A 17,009-nucleotide genomic window follows, 5' to 3' on the forward strand; every position below is an offset into this window, starting at 1 on the left:
AAGTACCTGCGAACGCTGCCTCCGCAGGTTACGGACCACAGCGATTGAGCTCAAAAACGATCGACTGAAGCGTTGTGAGGCGAAGCCGAGAACCTTTTCGGAATTTGATTTCGCTGGGCCAAGGCGGGACACTTCAAATCGCTTTCAAATTCGATTCGACCGGCCCGTTGAACACTGACACACCGTCAGTTATTCTCAACGTCATGTCGCATTGCAAGCTGAACTCGTCGATCCTGGAAAGTGTCCCCAGCCCAGCCGTCAAACCGCGAAAGTCGGAGCAGACTCGCACCGAGATTTTAGAGGCGGCGCTGGATTTCCTCTGGACGCAGCCGTTTCGCGATTTAACCGTGAACGAATTGATGTCCAAAACCAGTGCCGGTCGGTCAGCGTTCTATCAGTACTTCGGCGATCTCTATGAGCTGATTGAAGCGCTCCTTTGCGGGCTGGAGGCGTCCATTTTGGATGTCGCAACTCCCTGGCTGCAGGGCGAGGGTGACGCTCTCGCACTTTTGAAAAAGTCACTGACCGGACTTGTGCAAGTCTGTTACGACGGCGGTCCGATTCTAAGGGCCGTTTCGGACGCAGCCGTCAGTGATGAACGCCTTGAGAAAGAATGGAATCGGTTCCTCGGCCAGTTCGACGATGCTGTGGCAGCACGAATCGAGCAGCATCAAGGCCAAGGTTTGATCGCGTCGTTTGAGGCAAGACCTGTTGCGATGGCGCTAAACCGGATGGACGCCAGCCTGCTGATCCAAGCCTTTGGAAGTCGACCGCGTAGCCAACCAGAACCGATCCGTGAGGCGATCATTCGTGTCTGGACATCGACCCTTTACCCACAGATCGTTTGCAGTCCGTGAGGTGCAAGCGTGCAACCAAACCACCTTTCTCGTTTTTCCGACACCACTATCACTAACCAGAGCTTTACACCATGAAGAAAATGATCTCGCTGAGTTTCTTCCTGACGGCTTTGACCGTTGCTCCCGCGTCGGCTCAGGTGAGCCAGGAGGTTCTTGATTCGATTTCCACTCCGAACGAAGTCGAAACATCGATCGGTACGCTCAAGTTTCTCGACGGAGCACCGCTGCCGGCGACTGCCGAGAAGGTCTACGACTACCTTGACACGACCCGGGCCATGGACACGTTTCTCAAGGGGATGCCTGGCGCTTCTCTCAAGGCGTTGATCGATGGCGCGCACTCCCTTGGCGCTGTCGAGGCCAATGAGGTGATGATTTTCGACAAGCTCATGGGGCCGGAGTCCCTCTTCTTGACCGGTAACAGTTCGACGGTCTACTGCATTCCTGATCTCGACCTGAAACGCGACGGGCCAACCGTGGTCGAAGTCCCCGACGGGCTGCTCGGAGCCGCCAACGACGCCTGGTTCCGTTACATCAACAACCTTCCGACCGCAGGAAAGTATCTCTACCTCCCGCCCGGCTATGACGGAGCGATCCCGGATGGCTTTGCCGTTTACCGTCCCAGGACGTACCGAATCTGGGTCTTTTTGCGATCGTCGGTGAAAGATGGTGACGTCCAGGCGGCTGCTTCCCTCTGCACGGAAAACGTAAAGGTCTATCCGCTCTCGAAGTTCAAGGATCAGCCCGAGATGAAATTCGTCAGCGCCACCGGAAAGGCGTTCAATACCATCCACCCGAACAACAGCAAGTTCTATCACCACTTGGACGAAATCATCCAGTACGAGCCGCTGGGGATCATCGATGCCGAGACCCGTGGACTGTTTGCTTCGGTCGGTATCGAAAAGGGCAAAGAATTCGCGCCGGATGCGCGGATGCAAAAAATCCTGGCCGAGGGGGTCGCGCTGGGTAATGCCGCCTCGCGGTCGGTCGTCTGGTATCCCCGCTCTGGCAAGAACATGAAAGGCGTGCGCGTCTATCCCGACACCGACAGTGCCTGGATCATGGCCTACACGGCTCGCAATGTCTTCTTCAACGGCGAAGATGGCCGGACCATGAACACCGATGCCCGCGTCATGTTTCACTATCCCTACACCGCAGTGACCCCGGCGATGGCAGCCCCACGGGAAGGCACTGGATCCGACTACGCCATCGCTTACGTTGATTCTGAGAAGCAGCCCTTCGACGGCTCCAAGACTTACCAGCTAACCATTCCGGCCGACCCGCCGGTGGGTAATTTCTGGGCAGTCACGGTTTACGATCCCCAAACTCGCTCCATGCTTCAAACCGAACAGGCTTCTCCGACCGTCGGTGGTAACACCGAGGGTCTTCGGAAAAACGATGATGGATCCTATACGGTGTACTTTTCACCCGAGGCGCCGCAAGGAAACGAGAACAATTGGGTCCAGACGGTTCCCGGCAAGAGCTGGTTTGTGATCCTGCGGATGTATTCCCCGCTCAAGCCATGGATCGACCAGAGCTGGCGTCCCGGCGAGGTTGAACTGGTCAAGTAAAACGCTGCGATTGATTCTGATTCCAACCCTGATTCGGATGAGGCGTTCAAAGCTGACCGCCGCATCCGGATAACTCTCTGTTAAAACACCATCGCCAATTTTTGGAAGAATTCAGATGCACCAACTAAGACTGCTCACCTCGGTTGCGGTTCTCGCCGGATCGTTGACCGTTTCAACGCTCCCAGCTCAAGACGAACCGACCTACAAGGCCGACGTTCCCGACAGCATTAGCACCCCCGACAGGGTCTCCACGAAGTACGTTGGCGAACTCGAGTTCAGGGATGGGTTTCCGTCCGACCAGACAGTCACCAACGTTTATGACTATCTGGATACATCCCGGGCCGTCCAGGTCTTCCTTAGCTCCATGCCGGCGGCCTCGATTTACGGCTTGTTGGAGGGACACAAAAAAATTGGTTGCGAGGCGAATCACTCGGTCGGAATCACCGAGACGCTAATGAATGCCAGATCACTGTGGCTGACACCGCAGACGACGACCCCTTATGTGCATGGTGAAATCGATGTGAAGAACGGCCCGGTGGTGGTCGAACTGGGCTCGCCGGTGATCGGGCTAATCGACGATGCCTACTTTCGGTATGTGGGGGACCTCGGAGTGGTTGGTCCCGACCAGGGCAAGGGCGGCAAGTACTTGGTGGTGGGCCCCGACTTCAAAGGAGAAATCCCCGATGATTACTTCGTGCTAAAAACCAAAACATACCGCCAATGGCTGCTGATACGCATCGTGGTTACCGGCGGTCAGACTCAGCAAGCCGTTGAGGCATTCAAGAAGACCTTCAAGATTTACCCGCTTGCCGACGCTGCGAATCCAAAGCCGACGGAGTTCGTGAATCTCTCCGACAAGCAATACAACACCATTCACGCGAATGATGCTGGGTTCTTCGACGAGATAAACGCTGTCATCCAGTACGAGCCTGAAGATTCGTATGACCCGGAAATCGTTGGTTTGGCAGCTTCGATCGGTATCAAGAAGGGACAGCCTTTTGAACCTGATGACAGGATGAAGAAGATCCTCAAGGAGGCAGCAGCCATCGGGAATGCGGCGTCCCGGGCGATCCTGTTCCGACCGAGAGATGAGAAGGTGTTCTTCTATCCTGGAAAGCGCCAGTGGTATTCACCGCTTGCGGGTGGGAGCCATGAGTTCCTCGACCATGGGGCACGAGTGCTGGATGATCGGGTTGCATTTCACTACTACGCCACCGGGATCACGCCGAAGATGACTCAACCGAAAGTCGGAACGGGTTCGGTGTATGAAATCGGATCGACCGACAGCAACGGGAAGGCGCTCGACGGCGGCAGGACGTATTCCGTCACCTTGCCGGCACCCATTCCGGCCAAGAATTTCTGGTCCTTCATGGTCTACGACAACCAGACCCGCTCGATCCTTGAAACGGATCAGAAGACCGGAGGCCTGGACAGCAACTCAGCAGCATTGAAGCTGAATGACGATGGCTCCGCGACGGTCTACTTCGGCCCTCAGAAACCAGAAGGACAGGAAGGAAACTGGGTGCAGACGATGCCAGGTAAGGGCTACAACGTGCTGCTGAGACTCTACGGACCGCTCCAACCATGGTTCGATAAGACCTGGATGCCGGGTGACTTCGAGCCTGTTAAGTGACTGCGCCCAGACGCTGACGCTTACATTCAAACCAATTCAAACCAATTCAACCGCGTGAGACCAAAATGAAAATACCTTTCAGAGAACTGACCACTTGGACCGCTGCCGCGGCGGTCGCTTTATGTTCCTACGCGAAGGCCGCTGAGGGTCTCGAGCACCAGATGATGGTGCAACGGGCTTGCGAAGCCGCCATCTGGGCCATGCCCGCGGCTGCCATGATCGACTTCGAGAAGGCGACCAAGCGTGATCTCGGCGGCGACGTTAATGACGTTGTCTATGTCTCGAAACCATTCGCCTCCCGCCATGGCTTTCTCACTGCCAACGATGTCACGCCCTACGCCTGGTCGTCGATGAGCACCGAGGACGGTCCGTTGGTGGTCGAAGTCCCGCCGGCCAACGACAAGGTCGGCTACTTCGGTACCATCGTCGATGCCTGGGACGTACCACTGATCGACGTCGGAACGACCGGTCACGACAAGGGCAAGGGCGCAAAATACCTTCTGCTGCCGCCCGGCCACGAAGGTGACATTCCGGAGGGCTACGTGGCGGTGCCGGCCACCACCTACAACTCGGGTTTTTCCTTTCGCCCGGTGATGAAAGCGGACGCTACTTTCGAGGACACGACCGCCTATGCGAAGGAGTTGAAAATCTATCACCTGTCCGAGGCTGACAACCCGCCTGCGACGAAGCACATCGACGCCTTCCCGAAAAAATACGGCAGCCTGCCGACCTACGACATGACCTATTTCCAGGACATCTACGATGTCATCAACCGAGAACCGGTCCGCGAACAGGACAAGGCGATGATGGCGCTGCTGGCTGGTATCGGCATCGAGAAGGGCAAACCGTTCGAGCCCACCGCCGATCAGGAAAAAGCGATGCTCGAGGGCCTGTCGCGCGCCTATGACTGGATGCAGGCCTACTTCACCACCGATGGCAAAGCGGTGCTTCCCTGGTGGGAGGACCGGAAATGGTACATGTGGAATTTCGCCGAGGGCCAGGCCGAAGCGGGATTCCCGTATGTGACCGAGGACCGCATTCTGATCGACGAGCGTTCCGGAGGCAGTTTCTTCTGGATTACTTATTTGCCGAAAAACCTCGGCGGCGGCACCTTCTACCTGACCGGGCTTCGCACCGCCGACGGCGAGATGTTCAACGGCAAGGACACCTACAAGCTGACGGTTCCGCCGGACACTCCCGCCAACGACTTCTGGTCCGTGATCGTCTACAGCATGAAATCGAAAGGCTTCGTCGAAGACGTCGATCGGGTTGGCCTGTCCTCCAGACAACTCGATCAGATGAAGAAGAACGCCGACGGTTCGGTCGATATCTACTTCGCGCCAAAGCCGGTTGAAAATTTCGAATCGAACACCATTCCCACTGGCGAGGACTTCTTCCTGCTCTTCCGCCTCTACGGTCCGGACAAATCATTCTTCACCAAAAAGTGGAAGCTCGACGACGTCCAGAAGATTCGGTAAATCGTTCCAATGCTTAGGCGGCGGCAGCATCGCCCGGCGTTTCTCCGCAGCCTCTTTCATCAACGGCAAGCCAAGGCAGGAACGAGGCAGCCAGGGATCAAAGCAACTCGTGTTTTTATCTTGCCCCTGACAGTCGCAACCGTCATCGAAAAAATCACGGAGCAGATCATCGCAACAAACGTCATTGCAAATCTGCTCCGACTCTTGAAACAGACCAAATTCGTCGACCGCCAAATACCGATTGCATGCAATGGTCAGTAGCAGAGCTATGATAATGCGGTGGACGACGGGGCAGTATCTCAAGCCGCTCGGGTAGAGAGTCGGAGACAATTTCCGAACTTCTCGGGTTGGCGACCCGATCTCGCTGCCACCACAGCACCGCACGCCCCAACAAACACGCCACCCCTTTCACCTGATCCGCCGGCAATACCGAATCCTGCATCGCGTCTCCCCTCCAAAACAAACCAAACTCAACAAGCCAAACTCAACGACGCCTCTCTGGGTTACTAATGCAAACGGCGCGAGCGGATTTTCTGGAAAATGGGATCGGAAGCCCGTTGTCCAAAAAATCTCTGCGTCGGTGGGATTCAAATAAGGGCAAGGTCGGCGAGACAAGAGAGTGCCGAGAGTTCCGGCCCCGAGGGCTTGCAAGGTCGCCCCACCTCCCGCGATGGAGACGCTCCAAACCGAGAGCCAGAGAACCCGGCCAGAAATCGCCGACCAATTCGTTTACCCGACCGTCAACCGAAGTTCGTCGAGAAATCGAGAGTTGAGCAAACCACACCTCGCTCAAACCAGCTCTTAACCACTGATGTGAGGGGATCGCATCCGTGCCAGGTAAACACGGGCGCAGTATCGGCTCGTTTTTCTTCCCGCTCACGTAATATCGCGTGTTTGTCGTCTTTTGCACGACGTAACGTTGCTGCCAAACAAATGACAAGTTGACTTTTGTTGCACGTGTGCAACAATTAAATCGTGGCCGATGAGCTGCGGTTTTCTGTCCGATTTGCGAATCAGCCCCTCCATATAAACCGGACGTGTCGTCATGGTCCTTCACGAAATCGTTGCCCGCATCCAAGTACGAAAACGAGAGCTCGATATCTCAGTTTCGGATCTCGCGCGCCGCAGCGGCGTTTCGCGGGCCACAGTCATTCGGATTCTCGGCGGTGAGGACTACGAATTCTCGTTCGCAAACTTGCAGGCCATTCTGCTCGCCTTGGGTATCTCTCTCGAACTAACAGAGATTCCCGCCAAGCAATTCCGAGATCAGATTGCGACCGCAAAAGCCAAACGTTTGATCGCGCTCACGCAGGGCAATGTGGCTCTCGAGTCTCAAGCTGTCTCGCGGGCTTCGGCTCAATCACATCTCGAAGAAGCGAAAGCTCGTATTGAATCGTCCAGTCGAAAACTGTGGGCCTCATGAACGCTGGTCGTGGCAAAGGCAAGAAGCTTGGTTCGAGCGGCAAAGATGACGACACGCCGTTTGATGGATCGGGTCTCAAGCTCAAGACGATCAAAACACGGCGCGAGCTCAACGACGTCGAGTTTGCGTCGATCCTTCGCGTCACCGAGAAATACCTGCTCTCGAAACCATCTCGGAAGATTGCACCGTTCAGTTTTGATTGGCTTCTCGGACTCCACCGTGAGATGCTTGGTTCGACCTGGAGTTGGGCAGGCGAAATCCGATCAACGGAAAAGAACTTCGGAGTGAGTCCCAACATCATCGCAGCGGAGCTCGGGGTGATTGCGATGGAGGCCGACAAGAGACACAACGAAACGGGCGCTCTCGTGATCGCGACCGCTGCTGAGTTTCATCACCGCGCGGCTTGGGTTCATCCCTTTGAAGATGGCAATGGTCGGTGGGCTCGACTCTTGGCGAATGTGTGGCTGATGCAACACGACCAGCCAGCAACGCTCTGGCCGGCGACCAACTTGCGAAACACCGAAAGTCCGATTCGCGATGAGTACATTGCTGCGATCAAAGAGGCCGATGCACGAAACTACGGGCCATTGATTGACCTACACCATAGGTTCAGCGAAGACACCACAACCTGAAGGAGCCGAAGAATTACGATGCCCAGTTTCACTCCCACTCAAGGTCGCTACCTATCCTTCCTATTGGCCTACATCGAGGGATTCGGTTTGCCGCCGGCCGAATCGGAAATCGCGAACGCGTTGAAAGTCTCACCGCCATCGGTCAACCAGATGATGAAGATGCTGGAAAAGAAGGGCCTAATCCAGCGGCAAGCTGGTGTTGCGCGTTCGATCGAGATCCTGATCGACCGGAGTGAGATTCCCATGTGGACGGGAAAGCGAATGACGCGAACCGTCACTGGTTGGGCTTCAACGAAACCTCGTGTGACAAAAACGGAGCTTGCCCAGCAATCGAGATCAAGTCAAACGGTTTATCAATTCAAGCTATCTCTCCGTGGTATCAAGCCGCCGATATGGAGACGCATTGAAACCCTGGACGTCACACTCGCCAAATTTCATGAAGCCATCCAAACTGCGATGGGCTGGACCAATTCTCATCTCCACGCGTTCGAGTTTGGCCGAGTCCGCTACACCGATCCGAGAATGCTCGACGATGTGTTTCCCGACCCATCCGAAAAGTCGTACGGGAAAATGAAGATCAGTGACCTGATTAAGCAACACGGTCCGAAGCTGAGACTCATCTACTTGTACGATTTCGGCGACGGATGGGAGCACGATGTATTGCTCGAGAAAACGACCACTCGTCAACCGGCAATATGCTATCCACGCTGCCTAGCCGGAAAACACAATTGTCCACCGGAGGATGTTGGTGGGATCTACGGTTACGAACACTTCCTAGACGCGATCGGTAATCCCGAACACGAGGAGCACGACGACTTCACGGAGTGGGCTGGCGAATTCGACGCCGAGGCATTCGATCTCGATGAGACCAACGAAGCGATGCGTGTCGGGCTCCCATCGTGGTGACTCCAACTTTCAACTCGAAGCAACCGCACTCGTTCAATCAATGTCTCTGTGCCCATCGACTTATTTGGTTTCGCTGTCTCTATGACTTTCGTTTGACACGGTAGAAGACGGGCTTCGTGAAGCAAATCAAATAACCCAGCCCAAACGGCAGTTCGAGAAGGGGGCAACCTGTCCGAGAAAACAGTCTCTAAGCCATTACCCGGGTTAAGTAGCGGCTATGCAAAAACGCCGTGATTTACAGTGTAAAACGCATCTGGAACGGCTTTTTCTTGACGCAAAAGTTCGTGAAATTCGTTGAATGCGGGAACCGGGCACCCTTCAAAAGGTCTCTCCGCACAAAGTTATCCACAACGGTCGTCTAACCGCCCTCTTACAAAAAAGTGGTAAACCCCTGCGAAACATGCGTTTCCGGCCAACGTTGATAAAAGCCTGTGCCCTGCGAAATACTCAGACTTCATACCTCAGTAATGACGATGAAATAGGGCAGAGCGACGAAGATGCTGTCGATAAACAAAAAGCCTCTTTCGGCAGCAAGCGGCGAAAGCTCTCCTCGATCAACTGGCCCTCGAACCATCTTTCCACTACAGCGTGTCGTTTGTGGATGCATCGTCATTTCGTTCGGTGAACAGCTCGTGAATGATTTGTTGAGTCTGAACCGCAAAGGGATGTAGCCTTGAGTCCGCGTCGATGGCCTCCATGTCTGCGACTGCGGATGCGATTGCTTCGCGTTCCGCGTTCGCGTTTCCCTGTTGGCGATGCACTTCAGCGAGACTTCGATATAGCAACGCTCGCCAGCATCGGTGGGGCATGCTGTCGGGCGATGCATCGACCAACGACGACTGGATGGCAATTGCCTTTTCGAGGCGTTCCTGTCCGAGGGCAAAGTCGCCATCCGAACGAGCGAGGCTCGATAGCTTGTGCAGGATATGAACTTCCGAGACTGCAAACAGTTGTGTCTTGGGACTGCTGGACCGGAGCGGTTGCAATTCGGCGAGCGCTTCGTGAAGTCGCTCGTTCGCTTCTTGGGCCAATCGTTCAGAACCGAGCTGTCGTCGCAGATTCACGCTGGCGAGTACTTCGACCAGGGCAAATCGAACGCGGGAATCGCCTGGTGCTTGAGTGAGTCGTTCACGCAGGATTTCGGTCGCTGTTAAGAACTCTGACTGTCGAACCGCTGGCCGTTTTGCTCGACGTGAAGTTGCAAGATGAATCCGCGCTCGAAGCACGGCAACTTCACTGGCGTCATGTTCGGAGGGATTCCATTCGCTAAGTAGCGAATTGGCGGCCGACAATCGCTCCCGTGCGATTCGCGATTGGGCCGGCCAGCCAGATTGGTCGCGGTGACGCTGGGGAGGCGGATCACCTAGTGAAACAAACGCATGCGCTAGCTGCAGTTTCAGCCGATCGTCGGGATCGGCGACAGCTTCGCCGCACTGGATCGCCATTGCATAGGCTTTGTCCGAGTTCGCGTAGTCCAATTCCAGTGCGTAGACTTTGCCAAGCTCGTTGTGCAAACGCGCAATCCGAACCTGTTTCTCGATGGTTGGCAAACCAGCCAAGTCGCCGCGTGTCTCCAAAAGTTCAATGCTTTGGTTGAGAGTTGTGATTGCAGCGTCTGTCTGTCCGAGTTGTTGTTGTATCTGGGAAAGCCGAAGGCTCGCTTGAATCATTTGCCGAACAATGTCAGGCCGAGTTGGAGACTGGTTAGCAAGCCGCTGGTACAGTGGTTGGATGTTTTCTAACACGCTTGCAGCATGCGGCGATGGGTTCAGCAGAAATTGTGCCGAATCCATTTCTCCCATATCCCCCATTGCGGATGCCGGGATGGAAACGACGTCCACAACGCCGTCGAGCGATTGCAGTGCAAGATCAACGGTTTGTTCGGATTGTGCGAGCGCCCTGCTGGTTCGCTTGTTGGCGTCGGATGTCATCGCTAACCCGACCGACGACGCGACGGTTGCGACCAGCATCGACACGATTGCGATGCCGGTGACGACAGCGAGCTTCGGGTTGCGACGACACCAACGAACAAGTCTCTGTAACGCCGTTGTGCGTCGAGCAAGAATTGGCTCGTCTTTCAAAAAGCGTTTCAGATCGTCTCGCAGATCGGACGCCGATTGATACCGATGTGCTGGCTCAGGATTGATCGCTTTGGCAACAATCGTTCGCAAGTCCGTGGGAACGTCGGCGCGAACATCCCCCAGTGGCTTGATGAGATGAAGCTTCACGGCCTCTGGCAGTTGATGCGGCGTTAGGTCTTTGAAAGCGGGGGTTCCAGCCAGTATTTCGTAGAGTGTTAATCCAACACCGTACACGTCTGATCGCTCATCCGATTGTCCTTGGAAACGTTCCGGTGCCATGTAGCGTGGACTGCCGCTGAGCGCTTGCGTCATGGTCGGATCGTCTTGCGTGTTCCGCGCAAGTCCGAAGTCGGTCAGTTGCGCGACGCCATCTTCGTCAATAAGGATATTGGCGGGTTTCACGTCGCGATGAAGCACGCCGTTTCCATGAGCGTAGGCGAGCCCATCGGAAATTTGGGCGGCGATTTCAGCAGCCGCGCGGCAGTCGTATGACGGTCCCTCTGTTGTGATACGTCGATCAAGCGACTCGCCGCGAATGAGTTGCATCACCAAATAATGCGTTCCATCGCACTGGCCTGTCCCGAAGATTGGCACGATGTTGGAATGGTGCATCGCCGCAGCAGTGCTCGCTTCGCGCTCAAAACTTTGTAAGGCGTTGTCGTCTAGCAAAGATTGCTTTGGCAGAACCTTGATCGCGACACGGCGTCCAAGTGACTCTTGTTCTGCTTCATAAACGATTCCCATGCCGCCACGTCCGATCTCTCGCTCGAGCCGGAAATCACCAAGTCTTTCAAATACTCGCCCCGCAAGTGTTGCACTTCCGTCGTGTTCGACTTGCTGGTCTACCTTGACCTTTTCGACCGAAAGTACCAACGGAAAGACGCGCCGGATTGGTTCGCTCAAATCGGGATGGCGACTGGCGTATTCTTCCACGGTGGGTCGATCACCACTTCGATAACGTGCTACGAAGTCGCTGGCGAGGATATCGACCGTTGAATAAGTGTCGTCGTCGATGTCAGTGGGTGTCATAACGCGGTATTATTGACTAAAAGTGGGATAGGCTTCGAGCCTGTCATTTCAAAGAAAACAGCCTGGAAGCCTATTCCACCGGTTTCGTGATGGCGTCGCCCGGTTTCAGATCCAGTTGTTTCCGCAGTCGTGCTGACGACCAGTGATAATCATCGGCATTCGTTACCAGTCCGGCGACGACAGGGTTTTGTTCTATGTAGTGGATGATTCGCATCAGTTCCGCTTCGTCTCGGACAACATGATCAAAAGTTTCCGTCTGCCAAAATGCCCCTGAATGGCAAAGCGTTCGGTTGCACTGCGTGGCCGTGAAGCTTTGGATGCTATGCGAAATCGCTTCTCGCGGTGTCTTACGGCGAGCCTTGCCGGCTTGCTCTACCGCCAGCTCACTTGCCCATGTTTCGTCTGGTAGGAACACCCAATGATGATGACTTGGCATAACGACAAATGCGTAGAGCCGATATCGCTGATCCGCGAAATGCAGAAACGCGTTCTGTACGATTCTTGCCAAGCGATGATCTTTCAGGTGCTGAACAGGCGCGGCACCGTCAAGCAGCGAATCGACCAGCTTGAAGATCAGTTTATGCTTTTTCAGTTCCCATTCCTCCGGTGTGACATCTTCGGGAGCAGATCGATTGCTAAGTTCTTCGCGGTAGCTGCGAATTTTTCTCAAACCCGCCGCTGACAAGCTGCCGCTCAAACAAGCCGTTATAAACGTTGGCTTTCCCTCGACATCCACATGCGGCAAATTGCGACGCCGAAAAATCCACTCATCAGCCATGCTGAGTTCTCTAAGGTGGGATAGGCTTCCAGCCTGTTATGGCAATGAACGACAGGCTGGAAGCCTATCCCACGTTCAAATCCTCTGGTTCAACCTAAGCCGCACCTATTCATTTTTCATTTGTCAATTTAGCTTTTTCAATCCTTATTAGGGTCGTCCGCCCGGCCTCTGTCCCGCTCCCGGGCGGCCTTGGCCTCCCTGACGTGCGCCACCGCGACCACCCGGAAAATGACTGCGTCCATTGACCATGCCTGCCGCCTCATCTTCGTCCAGCCAGACAGTGAATTCCTGTTGTACCGACTTGCACCACCCCTTTTCTTTGTTGCACGCAAAGTACTGTAGCTTTACCGAGATCGGCTTGCCCGCGTCCCAGTTCTTCACATCGATCAGGAACTCTCGTGGTTCATTGTCTGATTCAACTTCCAAACGCTTTGATTGACCTGTTGCGGGTGAGACTGACGCACCTTCGGAAACGATCTTGTACTCCGGTGGACTGGCCAAATTGTTCCAACTTGCGCCCAGCACCGGGTCTTGGCGAAAACCAAGATACAGTTTGCCAGTTCCGGTCTCCATCAATTGTTGGTCTGCCTCGGGCCGAAGTTTCGCATATCGATTGGTCTGGTTAAAGTTGAGGGAACGTAGTGCGGCGACGGAACTACTTTCCCCGCCCGACTCGACACGCAACGGAACAGCTTTACCTTCCACGCTAACTCGCTCCAAGAGCATTTCACTATTGGGTGTGAGGTGACGTTCGAAACGAGGAAGGTTCAGTTCTTCGACGGTGGTCAGTGTTTGCGGCTTGCCGACCAGGGTTTCAAGCGACTCGCGAAGACTCGAACCGCGTCCCCATGAATCACGATGGACGATTTTGCCAGACTGGTCGAATACGAATTGTGAATTGGGAGTCAATACGAAATGCGTTTTCAACCGGTTTTCCATCGTGTCAGTCAACCAAGGGATTTGGGTTTGCAAGAGGTCCTTGGCATGTTCGACCTGAGCAAAGCGATCCTCGATCGAAGACGGCTGCACAAATCCCCAATTCTCTGGGTGTGTCAGGGATTGGTACAGGAAGTAGAAATCAACGCCTCGATCCTTGAAGTCGCGAGCGACCGCCTCAATCTCGGGGTAGGAATTTCGGTATTCGGGGCATGTCAAACAGCCACCGACGATCACGGTGTACTTCGACTGGAAGATGCTATTGACCGGCACCAACTCCTGATCGACGTTGTAGACTTTCAGGTCTGCGGGTAGTTCGGCTCCGATGGGAAACTTCTCTTTGAATTCGATGTCACGGGGACGCTCGCGATCCCGAGGGCGTCCACCCCGCGATGCTTGCCCACCACGCTGGTTTCCGCCTGCCGCCCCCAAGCCGCCACGTCCCTGACTGGGTCTCATCCCGGCCCCATCACCACGTTGGCCACCGCCCGGTCCGGAACTCTGCCCCGGACGACCCTGCCCCGGACGACCCTGCCCCGGACGACCTTGACCAGTACCACGCTGACCAGTACCACGCTGACCACCTTGAGTCGGCGCGTTCACGGGATCATCGCCGGCTGGATTCAATTGATTGCGCCGGAACTGAGACGCCAGCACGAGTCGCTCGGCTTGGTCAAGCGAGCCGTCTTTGTTAGCGTCCGCGATTGCGAAGGCTTTGTGCATGTGTTCGGGCAATTCGGACTTACCGAGCGACCCGTCCTTGTTTTCGTCAAACGACATTATGTCTTTCGCAAAGGCTGCGTCGACCTGAGCAGGATCACCGCCTCGACCACCGCCGCCGTTACCACCGCCGCCGTTACCACCGCCACCGGGTCGTCCACCTCCCGGAGGTCCGCCAGCGGCAGGTCCGCCTCCCGCAGGTCCGCCGCCAAGAGATCCACTACCGGGGCGACCGCCGCCAGGCTGGCCACCTTGCATTGCACCTCGTGAACCTCCGCGACCCTGTCCTTGAGGGCCCTGCTGTGCGGTTGGTCGGAATTCTTCGGCGGTCAGCTTTCCATCACGATTGAGGTCGAGTTTTCGTAGTGCAACGGCTGCTGCGTCGATCTCTTCCGACGAAAGCTCGCTATCACCGTCCGTATCAAAAATGCGTAGCATTGGCGGCATTTGTTGGGCACCAGTGCCACCCATTCCTTGGCCGCGTCCACCGCCATAACCACCCGGTCCACCACCTTGCCGTCCGCCTCCTTGGCCGGGGCGGCCACCTGGCGGCTGTGCGTTGGCAAGTGAATCGCTTAGTAACAAAGCGAATGCAAAGAAAAAAGTGAGCAACGACAGACGCTTCATAATTAGTCCCGTGGAAGTTTCAGTGAGCAGGGTTCGGACGCTTAAACCCCACCGCCACACAATTTCTACCGGGAAAACAGAAAATTTAATTTGGAATGCTGATTCCGATGTAGCGGAAACCCCAACGGATTGTTCATGAGTGGGATAGGCTTCCAGCCTGTCAGGTAACATTCATCGACAGGCTGGAAGCCTATCCCACTAATGTCGGCCTAGATCTTCTCCAGCACTGACCGCAACCGTTCCAATGCTCGCACATACCGAATGCTGGCAGCTTTTGACGTGATGCCAAGTTCCAGTGCAACTTCTTGATTGGTCAGTTCTTCAAAGTGACGCAGCGCAACCACCTCGCGATCGATGTCACTCATTTCACTCAGTGCCGACCGCACCTCTGCAATGAGCTCCACCTTCACTGCTGCTTGGCTGGGCGAAGTCAGATGAGCAATGAAACGCTGCGAAAGACACAGCGACGTGTTGCTCCAAAGATTTCCGTCGTTCGGACTAGATTCACGCAACGTCGAACGTGATTCGGTGGCCAAATGCCGGCGATGCACCCGGCTAAGCGTTTGCCCAGTGACCAGTCGTAGCCACAGGAATAGTGACGGAAAATCGCCCTCGACATAGTGATCGAGCCGTTTTTCGGCATCTAAATAGACATCCTGCAATACATCATCTGCATCAACACGGGCGCGAATCTGATCGCTAAGCCGGAAATGGATGATCTGCCACAATCGGGGGCGATGGCGCGAAAACGCATCCGCAAACAGCGACAAATCGCCATGTTTGAGTTGCTGCTCGATGTCTCCGGCACTGCTATTCACAAATTGTTTCGTTTTGCTTGTAGATGTCTGAAATCGCTGGGGTTTCTAATCGTGAGGTTATTGCTCAGTCCATTGTATCCAAGGCCGATCTTGATGAAACCGACTCTCGCCATCTGTTCAGTGGCCGCCTTCTGGGCACTCGTTCTCACACCGAAAGCGGTAGTGGTGGCGGAAGAATCGCCACATCCAAAAGACCACCTGGTCCTACCCTCCCATGCTTACTCGATTGTGGACACCGCTCAGAGACGGTGTTACGACAACTCTCGCGAAATCATTTATCCCAAACAAAGCGACCCGCTGTTTGGTCAGGACGCGCACTACGAAGGCAATGAGCCGACATACCGAGACAATGGTGATGGCACCATTTCTGACCTCGTCTCGGGTCTGATGTGGCAGAAGACCCCGGAGCAGAAAGTACCGTTCAACCAAGCGATCGATGGTGCTGCAGATTGCCGTGTTGGCGGCTTCGACGATTGGCGTTTACCGAGTATCAAAGAACTGTATTCGCTGATCGATTTCAGCGGCGAAGATATCGACCCGCAAGCCCGATCCGCCGAGGGCCTGCGTCCGTTCATCGACACCGACTATTTTGATTTTGCCTATGGCGATCCATCCAAAGGTGAGCGGATCATTGATTCCCAGTGCGCGACGTCAACGAAGTACGTGAGTACCACGATGCACGGAAGCCCGACCATGTTCGGCGTGAACTTCGCCGATGGACGCATCAAAGGCTATCCCATCGGACCCAATCGACGACGTGGCGAAAAGACATATGTCGTGTTCTACGTTCGCGGAAATCCGGACTATGGAACCAACGATTTTCATGACAATGGCGACGGCACGGTCACCGATCAGGCCACAGGACTGACATGGATGCAGGGCGACAGCGGAACGCTCAAGGCAGGCGATCGTCGCGACGGAAAACTGAATTGGCAACAAGCTCTTGCTTGGGCCGAAGGGCTGGAATTCGCAGGGCACAGCGATTGGCGTCTGCCCAACGCGAAGGAATTGCAAAGCATCGTTGACTACACCCGATCGCCAGACTCCAACGGATCGGCTGCAATCGCGGAGCTGTTTACTTGCACACCACAGCAAAACCCTGCCGGGAAGACTGACTTCGGTTCGTACTGGACGGGAACAACCCACAAGCGATTGGGACGTGGCGATACCGCGGCTTACGTTTCGTTTGGCAGGTCTCAAGGATGGATGCGGGATCCACGCGGCGGAATGACTCTGCTGGACGTTCACGGTGCCGGGGCACAACGTAGCGATCCGAAGGCTGGCGATCCGTCTCGCTTCCCGCATGGTCGTGGCCCGCAAGGCGATGTGATCGGGATTTACAACCTGGTCCGCCCGGTGCGAGCAGGCGAAGTGACCGTGCGCGAGAACGGACCACCGATCGAGCAACACACCCTCCCCGCGAGGAACCGTCCACGTCGTTTTCAGTGACGGTACTCTTCTTTTTTCTTGAGAACAGGCCTGTAGATCATTCAAGTGCACGGGGTTTCTAAGACCGTGCCACC

At 55.3% G+C, this 17,009-nt stretch carries 12 protein-coding genes; 8 read left to right on the forward strand and 4 right to left on the reverse strand.

Going from position 1 to position 17,009, the window contains the following annotated elements:
* Window positions 1-203 precede the first annotated feature (203 nt).
* The 7 genes from CA13_RS08325 to CA13_RS08355 all read left to right on the forward strand — a co-directional run bounded on the left by CA13_RS08325 (window position 204) and on the right by CA13_RS08355 (window position 8,497).
* Entirely contained in the window at window positions 204-857 is a 654-nt protein-coding gene (locus tag CA13_RS08325) for a TetR/AcrR family transcriptional regulator (protein WP_146395453.1), read from the forward strand.
* Window positions 858-928: 71 nt separating this feature from the next.
* Entirely contained in the window at window positions 929-2,425 is a 1,497-nt protein-coding gene (locus tag CA13_RS08330) for a DUF1254 domain-containing protein (protein WP_146395455.1), read from the forward strand.
* A gap of 115 nt (window positions 2,426-2,540) precedes the next feature.
* Window positions 2,541-4,058: a DUF1254 domain-containing protein gene (locus CA13_RS08335; protein WP_146395457.1), complete on the forward strand. Its 1,518-nt coding sequence runs from the start codon at window positions 2,541-2,543 to the stop codon at window positions 4,056-4,058.
* A gap of 65 nt (window positions 4,059-4,123) precedes the next feature.
* Window positions 4,124-5,536, forward strand: coding sequence for a DUF1214 domain-containing protein (locus tag CA13_RS08340; protein WP_146395459.1), 1,413 nt, complete (start codon window positions 4,124-4,126; stop codon window positions 5,534-5,536).
* Between the two features lie 1,045 nt (window positions 5,537-6,581).
* Window positions 6,582-6,959, forward strand: coding sequence for a helix-turn-helix domain-containing protein (locus tag CA13_RS08345; protein ID WP_146395461.1), 378 nt, complete (start codon window positions 6,582-6,584; stop codon window positions 6,957-6,959).
* On the forward strand, window positions 6,956-7,591 hold the full coding sequence (locus tag CA13_RS08350; RefSeq protein WP_419194091.1) for a Fic family protein: 636 nt from the start codon (window positions 6,956-6,958) through the stop codon (window positions 7,589-7,591). The genes CA13_RS08345 and CA13_RS08350 overlap by 4 nt, the downstream gene beginning before the upstream one ends.
* A gap of 18 nt (window positions 7,592-7,609) precedes the next feature.
* A complete protein-coding gene (locus tag CA13_RS08355) occupies window positions 7,610-8,497 on the forward strand; it encodes an IS1096 element passenger TnpR family protein (RefSeq protein ID WP_146395465.1) in 888 nt (295 codons plus the stop codon).
* Window positions 8,498-9,078: 581 nt separating this feature from the next.
* On the opposite strand, the gene CA13_RS08360 is transcribed toward CA13_RS08355, so the two are convergent.
* The 4 genes from CA13_RS08360 to CA13_RS08375 all read right to left on the reverse strand — a co-directional run bounded on the left by CA13_RS08360 (window position 9,079) and on the right by CA13_RS08375 (window position 15,486).
* Window positions 9,079-11,607, reverse strand: coding sequence for a serine/threonine-protein kinase (locus CA13_RS08360; RefSeq protein ID WP_146395467.1), 2,529 nt, complete (start codon window positions 11,605-11,607; stop codon window positions 9,079-9,081).
* A 70-nt stretch (window positions 11,608-11,677) separates the two neighbouring features.
* Entirely contained in the window at window positions 11,678-12,385 is a 708-nt protein-coding gene (locus tag CA13_RS08365) for a hypothetical protein (protein ID WP_146395469.1), read from the reverse strand.
* A 147-nt stretch (window positions 12,386-12,532) separates the two neighbouring features.
* Window positions 12,533-14,668: a hypothetical protein gene (locus CA13_RS08370; protein ID WP_146395471.1), complete on the reverse strand. Its 2,136-nt coding sequence runs from the start codon at window positions 14,666-14,668 to the stop codon at window positions 12,533-12,535.
* Between the two features lie 209 nt (window positions 14,669-14,877).
* The gene (locus CA13_RS08375) at window positions 14,878-15,486 is read right to left on the reverse strand and encodes a sigma-70 family RNA polymerase sigma factor (RefSeq protein ID WP_146395473.1); all 609 of its coding nucleotides are present in this window, start codon (window positions 15,484-15,486) and stop codon (window positions 14,878-14,880) included.
* Window positions 15,487-15,579: 93 nt separating this feature from the next.
* Between CA13_RS08375 and CA13_RS08380 the strand changes: the two genes are divergently transcribed.
* Window positions 15,580-16,935: an Lcl C-terminal domain-containing protein gene (locus CA13_RS08380; RefSeq protein ID WP_146395475.1), complete on the forward strand. Its 1,356-nt coding sequence runs from the start codon at window positions 15,580-15,582 to the stop codon at window positions 16,933-16,935.
* Window positions 16,936-17,009 lie beyond the last annotated feature (74 nt).

Source organism: Novipirellula herctigrandis, assembly GCA_007859835.1.
Lineage (GTDB): Bacteria > Planctomycetota > Planctomycetia > Pirellulales > Pirellulaceae > Novipirellula_A > Novipirellula_A herctigrandis.